8 protein-coding genes are annotated in these 8,924 nt (G+C 55.8%); all 8 read left to right on the forward strand.

Features of this window, described 5'->3' with window-relative positions:
- The coding region (locus ACPUYX_RS20535; RefSeq protein ID WP_426381458.1) for a phage minor tail protein L at positions 1-356 on the forward strand (356 nt) is incomplete at its 5' end.
- A 5-nt stretch (positions 357-361) separates the two neighbouring features.
- Positions 362-1,105 (forward strand): C40 family peptidase, encoded by a 744-nt coding sequence (locus ACPUYX_RS20540; RefSeq protein WP_000194780.1) that lies wholly within the window; start codon positions 362-364, stop codon positions 1,103-1,105.
- Positions 1,042-1,674: a tail assembly protein gene (locus ACPUYX_RS20545; protein WP_000090889.1), complete on the forward strand. Its 633-nt coding sequence runs from the start codon at positions 1,042-1,044 to the stop codon at positions 1,672-1,674. Before ACPUYX_RS20540 ends, ACPUYX_RS20545 begins: the two co-directional genes overlap by 64 nt.
- Before the next feature lie 60 nt (positions 1,675-1,734).
- On the forward strand, positions 1,735-5,133 hold the full coding sequence (gene gpJ / locus ACPUYX_RS20550; protein WP_426381459.1) for a phage attachment tail tip protein J: 3,399 nt from the start codon (positions 1,735-1,737) through the stop codon (positions 5,131-5,133).
- Positions 5,134-5,194: 61 nt separating this feature from the next.
- On the forward strand, positions 5,195-5,815 hold the full coding sequence (lom, locus tag ACPUYX_RS20555; RefSeq protein WP_001246632.1) for an outer membrane beta-barrel protein Lom: 621 nt from the start codon (positions 5,195-5,197) through the stop codon (positions 5,813-5,815).
- Positions 5,816-5,879: 64 nt separating this feature from the next.
- Complete coding sequence (locus ACPUYX_RS20560; protein ID WP_426381460.1) at positions 5,880-7,085, forward strand: prophage tail fiber N-terminal domain-containing protein; 1,206 nt, start codon at positions 5,880-5,882, stop codon at positions 7,083-7,085.
- 173 nt (positions 7,086-7,258) lie between these two features.
- Positions 7,259-8,203 (forward strand): tail fiber protein, encoded by a 945-nt coding sequence (locus tag ACPUYX_RS20565; RefSeq protein ID WP_426381461.1) that lies wholly within the window; start codon positions 7,259-7,261, stop codon positions 8,201-8,203.
- Positions 8,203-8,787, forward strand: coding sequence for a tail fiber assembly protein (locus tag ACPUYX_RS20570; RefSeq protein ID WP_015979258.1), 585 nt, complete (start codon positions 8,203-8,205; stop codon positions 8,785-8,787). Before ACPUYX_RS20565 ends, ACPUYX_RS20570 begins: the two co-directional genes overlap by 1 nt.
- The last annotated feature ends 137 nt before the right edge of the window (positions 8,788-8,924 follow it).

Here is an 8,924-nt window from a genome sequence, read left to right on the forward strand (position 1 = left end):
AGCTTAACTTCGTCAACGGAAACAGTTACGCCGATCCGGAGCAGGAGGTGATCAGCCGCTGGCGCATTGAGCAGTGCAGCGAACTGAGCGCGGTGAGTGCCTCCTTTGTACTGTCCACGCCGACGGAAACGGATGGCGCTGTTTTTCCGGGACGTATCATGCTGGCCAACACCTGCACCTGGACCTATCGCGGTGACGAGTGCGGTTATAGCGGTCCGGCTGTCGCGGATGAATATGACCAGCCAACGTCCGATATCACGAAGGATAAATGCAGCAAATGCCTGAGCGGTTGTAAGTTCCGCAATAACGTCGGCAACTTTGGCGGCTTCCTTTCCATTAACAAACTTTCGCAGTAAATCCCATGACACAGACAGAATCAGCGATTCTGGCGCACGCCCGGCGATGTGCGCCAGCGGAGTCGTGCGGCTTCGTGGTAAGCACGCCGGAGGGGGAAAGATATTTCCCCTGCGTGAATATCTCCGGTGAGCCGGAGGCGTATTTCCGTATGTCGCCGGAAGACTGGCTGCAGGCAGAAATGCAGGGTGAGATTGTGGCGCTGGTCCACAGCCACCCCGGTGGTCTGCCCTGGCTGAGTGAGGCCGACCGGCGGCTGCAGGTGCAGAGTGATTTGCCGTGGTGGCTGGTCTGCCGGGGGACGATTCATAAGTTCCGCTGTGTGCCGCATCTCACCGGGCGGCGCTTTGAGCACGGTGTGACGGACTGTTACACACTGTTCCGGGATGCTTATCATCTGGCGGGGATTGAGATGCCGGACTTTCATCGTGAGGATGACTGGTGGCGTAACGGCCAGAATCTCTATCTGGATAATCTGGAGGCGACGGGGCTGTATCAGGTGCCGTTGTCAGCGGCACAGCCGGGCGATGTGCTGCTGTGCTGTTTTGGTTCATCAGTGCCGAATCACGCCGCAATTTACTGCGGCGACGGCGAGCTGCTGCACCATATTCCTGAACAACTGAGCAAACGAGAGAGGTACACCGACAAATGGCAGCGACGCACACACTCCCTCTGGCGTCACCGGGCATGGCGCGCATCTGCCTTTACGGGGATTTACAACGATTTGGTCGCCGCATCGACCTTCGTGTGAAAACGGGGGCTGAAGCCATCCGGGCACTGGCCACACAGCTCCCGGCGTTTCGTCAGAAACTGAGCGACGGCTGGTATCAGGTACGGATTGCCGGGCGGGACGTCAGCACGTCCGGGTTAACGGCGCAGTTACATGAGACTCTGCCTGATGGCGCTGTAATTCATATTGTTCCCAGAGTCGCCGGGGCCAAGTCAGGTGGCGTATTCCAGATTGTCCTGGGGGCTGCCGCCATTGCCGGATCATTCTTTACCGCCGGAGCCACCCTTGCAGCATGGGGGGCAGCCATTGGGGCCGGTGGTATGACCGGCATCCTGTTTTCTCTCGGTGCCAGTATGGTGCTCGGTGGTGTGGCGCAGATGCTGGCACCGAAAGCCAGAACTCCCCGTATACAGACAACGGATAACGGTAAGCAGAACACCTATTTCTCCTCACTGGATAACATGGTTGCCCAGGGCAATGTTCTGCCTGTTCTGTACGGGGAAATGCGCGTGGGGTCACGCGTGGTTTCTCAGGAGATCAGCACGGCAGACGAAGGGGACGGTGGTCAGGTTGTGGTGATTGGTCGCTGATGCAAAATGTTTTATGTGAAACCGCCTGCGGGCGGTTTTGTCATTTATGGAGCGTGAGGAATGGGTAAAGGAAGCAGTAAGGGGCATACCCCGCGCGAAGCGAAGGACAACCTGAAGTCCACGCAGTTGCTGAGTGTGATCGATGCCATCAGCGAAGGGCCGATTGAAGGTCCGGTGGATGGCTTAAAAAGCGTGCTGCTGAACAGTACGCCGGTGCTGGACACTGAGGGGAATACCAACATATCCGGTGTCACGGTGGTGTTCCGGGCTGGTGAGCAGGAGCAGACTCCGCCGGAGGGATTTGAATCCTCCGGCTCCGAGACGGTGCTGGGTACGGAAGTGAAATATGACACGCCGATCACCCGCACCATTACGTCTGCAAACATCGACCGTCTGCGCTTTACCTTCGGTGTACAGGCACTGGTGGAAACCACCTCAAAGGGTGACAGGAATCCGTCGGAAGTCCGCCTGCTGGTTCAGATACAACGTAACGGTGGCTGGGTGACGGAAAAAGACATCACCATTAAGGGCAAAACCACCTCGCAGTATCTGGCCTCGGTGGTGATGGGTAACCTGCCGCCGCGCCCGTTTAATATCCGGATGCGCAGGATGACGCCGGACAGCACCACAGACCAGCTGCAGAACAAAACGCTCTGGTCGTCATACACTGAAATCATCGATGTGAAACAGTGCTACCCGAACACGGCACTGGTCGGCGTGCAGGTGGACTCGGAGCAGTTCGGCAGCCAGCAGGTGAGCCGTAATTATCATCTGCGCGGGCGTATTCTGCAGGTGCCGTCGAACTATAACCCGCAGACGCGGCAATACAGCGGTATCTGGGACGGAACGTTTAAACCGGCATACAGCAACAACATGGCCTGGTGTCTGTGGGATATGCTGACCCATCCGCGCTACGGCATGGGGAAACGTCTTGGTGCGGCGGATGTGGATAAATGGGCGCTGTATGTCATCGGCCAGTACTGCGACCAGTCAGTGCCGGACGGCTTTGGCGGCACGGAGCCGCGCATCACCTGTAATGCGTACCTGACCACACAGCGTAAGGCGTGGGATGTGCTCAGCGATTTCTGCTCGGCGATGCGCTGTATGCCGGTATGGAACGGGCAGACGCTGACGTTCGTGCAGGACCGACCGTCGGATAAGACGTGGACCTATAACCGCAGTAATGTGGTGATGCCGGATGATGGCGCGCCGTTCCGCTACAGCTTCAGCGCCCTGAAGGACCGCCATAATGCCGTTGAGGTGAACTGGATTGACCCGAACAACGGCTGGGAGACGGCGACAGAGCTTGTTGAAGATACGCAGGCCATTGCCCGTTACGGTCGTAATGTTACGAAGATGGATGCCTTTGGCTGTACCAGCCGGGGGCAGGCACACCGCGCCGGGCTGTGGCTGATTAAAACAGAACTGCTGGAAACGCAGACCGTGGATTTCAGCGTCGGCGCAGAAGGGCTTCGCCATGTACCGGGCGATGTTATTGAAATCTGCGATGATGACTATGCCGGTATCAGCACCGGTGGTCGTGTGCTGGCGGTGAACAGCCAGACCCGGACGCTGACGCTCGACCGTGAAATCACGCTGCCATCCTCCGGTACCGCGCTGATAAGCCTGGTTGACGGAAGTGGCAATCCGGTCAGCGTGGAGGTTCAGTCCGTCACCGACGGCGTGAAGGTAAAAGTGAGCCGTGTTCCTGACGGTGTTGCTGAATACAGCGTATGGGAGCTGAAGCTGCCGACGCTGCGCCAGCGACTGTTCCGCTGCGTGAGTATCCGTGAGAACGACGACGGCACGTATGCCATCACCGCCGTGCAGCATGTGCCGGAAAAAGAGGCCATCGTGGATAACGGGGCGCACTTTGACGGCGAACAGAGTGGCACGGTGAATGGTGTCACGCCGCCAGCGGTGCAGCACCTGACCGCAGAAGTCACTGCAGACAGCGGGGAATATCAGGTGCTGGCGCGATGGGACACACCGAAGGTGGTGAAGGGCGTGAGTTTCCTGCTCCGTCTGACCGTAACAGCGGACGACGACAGTGAGCGGCTGGTCAGCACGGCCCGGACGACGGAAACCACATACCGCTTCACGCAACTGGCGCTGGGGAACTACAGGCTGACAGTCCGGGCGGTAAATGCGTGGGGGCAGCAGGGCGATCCGGCGTCGGTATCGTTCCGGATTGCCGCACCGGCAGCACCGTCGAGGATTGAGCTGACGCCGGGCTATTTTCAGATAACCGCCACGCCGCATCTTGCCGTTTATGACCCGACGGTACAGTTTGAGTTCTGGTTCTCGGAAAAGCAGATTGCGGATATCAGACAGGTTGAAACCAGCACGCGTTATCTTGGTACGGCGCTGTACTGGATAGCCGCCAGTATCAATATCAAACCGGGCCATGATTATTACTTTTATATCCGCAGTGTGAACACCGTTGGCAAATCGGCATTCGTGGAGGCCGTCGGTCGGGCGAGCGATGATGCGGAAGGTTACCTGGATTTTTTCAAAGGCAAGATAACCGAATCCCATCTCGGCAAGGAGCTGCTGGAAAAAGTCGAGCTGACGGAGGATAACGCCAGCAGACTGGAGGAGTTTTCGAAAGAGTGGAAGGATGCCAGTGATAAGTGGAATGCCATGTGGGCTGTCAAAATTGAGCAGACCAAAGACGGCAAACATTATGTCGCGGGTATTGGCCTCAGCATGGAGGACACGGAGGAAGGCAAACTGAGCCAGTTTCTGGTTGCCGCCAATCGTATCGCATTTATTGACCCGGCAAACGGGAATGAAACGCCGATGTTTGTGGCGCAGGGCAACCAGATATTCATGAACGACGTGTTCCTGAAGCGCCTGACGGCCCCCACCATTACCAGCGGCGGCAATCCTCCGGCCTTTTCCCTGACACCGGACGGAAAGCTGACCGCTAAAAATGCGGATATCAGTGGCAGTGTGAATGCGAACTCCGGGACGCTCAGTAATGTGACGATAGCTGAAAACTGTACGATAAACGGTACGCTGAGGGCGGAAAAAATCGTCGGGGACATTGTAAAGGCGGCAAGCGCGGCTTTTCCGCGCCAGCGTGAAAGCAGTGTGGACTGGCCGTCAGGTACCCGTACTGTCACCGTGACCGATGACCATCCTTTTGATCGCCAGATAGTGGTGCTTCCGCTGACGTTTCGCGGAAGTAAGCGTACTGTCAGCGGCAGGACAACGTATTCGATTTGTTATCTGAAAGTACTGATGAACGGTGCGGTGATTTATGATGGCGCGGCGAACGAGGCGGTACAGGTGTTCTCCCGTATTGTTGACATGCCAGCGGGTCGGGGAAACGTGATCCTGACGTTCACGCTTATGTCCACACGGCATTCGGCAGATATTCCGCCGTATACGTTTGCCAGCGATGTGCAGGTTATGGTGATTAAGAAACAGGCGCTGGGCATCAGCGTGGTCTGAGTGTGTTACAGAGGTTCGTCCGGGAACGGGCGTTTTATTATAAAACAGTGAGAGGTGAACGATGCGTAATGTGTGTATTGCCGTTGCTGTCTTTGCCGCACTTGCGGTGACAGTCACTCCGGCCCGTGCGGAAGGTGGACATGGTACGTTTACGGTGGGCTATTTTCAAGTGAAACCGGGTACATTGCCGTCGTTGTCGGGCGGGGATACCGGTGTGAGTCATCTGAAAGGGATTAACGTGAAGTACCGTTATGAGCTGACGGACAGTGTGGGGGTGATGGCTTCCCTGGGGTTCGCCGCGTCGAAAAAGAGCAGCACAGTGATGACCGGGGAGGATACGTTTCACTATGAGAGCCTGCGTGGACGTTATGTGAGCGTGATGGCCGGACCGGTTTTACAAATCAGTAAGCAGGTCAGTGCGTACGCCATGGCCGGAGTGGCTCACAGTCGGTGGTCCGGCAGTACAATGGATTACCGTAAGACGGAAATCACTCCCGGGTATATGAAAGAGACGACCACTGCCAGGGACGAAAGTGCAATGCGGCATACCTCAGTGGCGTGGAGTGCAGGTATACAGATTAATCCGGCAGCGTCCGTCGTTGTTGATATTGCTTATGAAGGCTCCGGCAGTGGCGACTGGCGTACTGACGGATTCATCGTTGGGGTCGGTTATAAATTCTGATTAGCCAGGTAACACAGTGTTATGACAGCCCGCCGGAACCGGTGGGCTTTTTTGTGGGGTGAATATGGCAGTAAAGATTTCAGGAGTCCTGAAAGACGGCACAGGAAAACCGGTACAGAACTGCACCATTCAGCTGAAAGCCAGACGTAACAGCACCACGGTGGTGGTGAACACGGTGGGCTCAGAGAATCCGGATGAAGCCGGGCGTTACAGCATGGATGTGGAGTACGGTCAGTACAGTGTCATCCTGCAGGTTGACGGTTTTCCACCATCGCACGCCGGGACCATCACCGTGTATGAAGATTCACAACCGGGGACGCTGAATGATTTTCTCTGTGCCATGACGGAGGATGATGCCCGGCCGGAGGTGCTGCGTCGTCTTGAACTGATGGTGGAAGAGGTGGCGCGTAACGCGTCCGTGGTGGCACAGAGTACGGCAGACGCGAAGAAATCAGCCGGCGATGCCAGTGCATCAGCTGCTCAGGTCGCGGCCCTTGTGACTGATGCAACTGACTCAGCACGCGCCGCCAGCACGTCCGCCGGACAGGCTGCATCGTCAGCTCAGGAAGCGTCCTCCGGCGCAGAAGCGGCATCAGCAAAGGCCACTGAAGCGGAAAAAAGTGCCGCAGCCGCAGAGTCCTCAAAAAACGCGGCGGCCACCAGTGCCGGTGCGGCGAAAACGTCAGAAACGAATGCTGCAGCGTCACAACAATCAGCCGCCACGTCTGCCTCCACCGCGGCCACGAAAGCGTCAGAGGCCGCCACTTCAGCACGAGATGCGGTGGCCTCAAAAGAGGCAGCAAAATCATCAGAAACGAACGCATCATCAAGTGCCGGTCGTGCAGCTTCCTCGGCAACGGCGGCAGAAAATTCTGCCAGGGCGGCAAAAACGTCCGAGACGAATGCCAGGTCATCTGAAACAGCAGCGGAACGGAGCGCCTCTGCCGCGGCAGACGCAAAAACAGCGGCGGCGGGGAGTGCGTCAACGGCATCCACGAAGGCGATAGAGGCTGCGGGAAGTGCGGTATCAGCATCGCAGAGCAAAAGTGCGGCAGAAGCGGCGGCAATACGTGCAAAAAATTCGGCAAAACGTGCAGAAGATATAGCTTCAGCTGTCGCGCTTGAGGATGCGGACACAACGAGAAAGGGGATAGTGCAGCTCAGCAGTGCAACCAACAGCACGTCTGAAACGCTTGCTGCAACGCCAAAGGCGGTTAAGGTGGTAATGGATGAAACGAACAGAAAAGCCCACTGGACAGTCCGGCACTGACCGGAACGCCAACAGCACCAACCGCGCTCAGGGGAACAAACAATACCCAGATTGCGAACACCGCTTTTGTACTGGCCGCGATTGCAGATGTTATCGACGCGTCACCTGACGCACTGAATACGCTGAATGAACTGGCCGCAGCGCTCGGGAATGATCCAGATTTTGCTACCACCATGACTAACGCGCTTGCGGGTAAACAACCGAAGAATGCGACACTGACGGCGCTGGCAGGGCTTTCCACGGCGAAAAATAAATTACCGTATTTTGCGGAAAATGATGCCGCCAGCCTGACTGAACTGACTCAGGTTGGCGGGGATATTCTGGCAAAAAATTCCGTTGCAGATGTTCTTGAATACCTTGGGGCCGGTGAGAATTCGGCCTTTCCGGCAGGTGCGCCGATCCCGTGGCCATCAGATATCGTTCCGTCTGGCTACGTCCTGATGCAGGGGCAGGCGTTTGACAAATCAGCCTACCCAAAACTTGCTGTCGCGTATCCATCGGGTGTGCTTCCTGATATGCGAGGCTGGACAATCAAGGGGAAACCCGCCAGCGGTCGTGCTGTATTGTCTCAGGAACAGGATGGAATTAAGTCGCACACCCACAGTGCCAGTGCATCCGGTACGGATTTGGGGACGAAAACCACATCGTCGTTTGATTACGGGACGAAAACAACAGGCAGTTTCGATTACGGCACCAAATCGACGAATAACACGGGGGCTCATGCTCACAGTCTGAGCGGTTCAACAGGGGCCGCGGGTGCTCATGCCCACACAAGTGGTTTAAGGATGAACAGTTCTGGCTGGAGTCAGTATGGAACAGCAACCATTACAGGAAGTTTATCCACAGTTAAAGGAACCAGCACACAGGGTATTGCTTATTTATCGAAAACGGACAGTCAGGGCAGCCACAGTCACTCATTGTCCGGTACAGCCGTGAGTGCCGGTGCACATGCGCATACAGTTGGTATTGGTGCGCACCAGCATCCGGTTGTTATCGGTGCTCATGCCCATTCTTTCAGTATTGGTTCACACGGACACACCATCACCGTTAACGCTGCGGGTAACGCGGAAAACACCGTCAAAAACATTGCATTTAACTATATTGTGAGGCTTGCATAATGGCATTCAGAATGAGTGAACAACCACGGACCATAAAAATTTATAATCTGCTGGCCGGAACTAATGAATTTATTGGTGAAGGTGACGCATATATTCCGCCTCATACCGGTCTGCCTGCAAACAGTACCGATATTGCACCGCCAGATATTCCGGCTGGCTTTGTGGCTGTTTTCAACAGTGATGAGGCATCGTGGCATCTCGTTGAAGACCATCGGGGTAAAACCGTCTATGACGTGGCTTCCGGCGACGCGTTATTTATTTCTGAACTCGGTCCGTTACCGGAAAATTTTACCTGGTTATCGCCGGGAGGGGAATATCAGAAGTGGAACGGCACAGCCTGGGTGAAGGATACGGAAGCAGAAAAACTGTTCCGGATCCGGGAGGCGGAAGAAACAAAAAAAAGCCTGATGCAGGTAGCCAGTGAGCATATTGCGCCGCTTCAGGATGCTGCAGATCTGGAAATTGCAACGAAGGAAGAAACCTCGTTGCTGGAAGCCTGGAAGAAGTATCGGGTGTTGCTGAACCGTGTTGATACATCAACTGCACCTGATATTGAGTGGCCTGCTGTCCCTGTTATGGAGTAATCGTAATCGTCGAACGGCAGGCGTGCAAACTTGGCGTAATCATGGTCATAGCTGTTTCCTGTGTGAAATTGTTATCCGCTCACAATTCCACACAACATACGAGCCGGAAGCATAAAGTGTAAAGCCTGGGGTGCCTA

Source organism: Desulfosporosinus sp. SYSU MS00001, from assembly GCF_049943955.1.
Classification (GTDB): domain Bacteria; phylum Bacillota; class Desulfitobacteriia; order Desulfitobacteriales; family Desulfitobacteriaceae; genus Desulfosporosinus.

Excerpts from the sequence above, each read along its gene's own strand:
- ACPUYX_RS20570 (WP_015979258.1), top strand. The coding sequence starts at position 8,203 with ATGGCATTCAGAATGAGTGAACAACCACGGACCATAAAAATTTATAAT.
- lom (WP_001246632.1), top strand. The coding sequence starts at position 5,195 with ATGCGTAATGTGTGTATTGCCGTTGCTGTCTTTGCCGCACTTGCGGTG.
- ACPUYX_RS20540 (WP_000194780.1), top strand. The coding sequence starts at position 362 with ATGACACAGACAGAATCAGCGATTCTGGCGCACGCCCGGCGATGTGCG.
- gpJ (WP_426381459.1), top strand. The coding sequence starts at position 1,735 with ATGGGTAAAGGAAGCAGTAAGGGGCATACCCCGCGCGAAGCGAAGGAC.
- ACPUYX_RS20560 (WP_426381460.1), top strand. The coding sequence starts at position 5,880 with ATGGCAGTAAAGATTTCAGGAGTCCTGAAAGACGGCACAGGAAAACCG.
- ACPUYX_RS20565 (WP_426381461.1), top strand. The coding sequence starts at position 7,259 with ATGACTAACGCGCTTGCGGGTAAACAACCGAAGAATGCGACACTGACG.
- ACPUYX_RS20545 (WP_000090889.1), top strand. The coding sequence starts at position 1,042 with ATGGCGCGCATCTGCCTTTACGGGGATTTACAACGATTTGGTCGCCGC.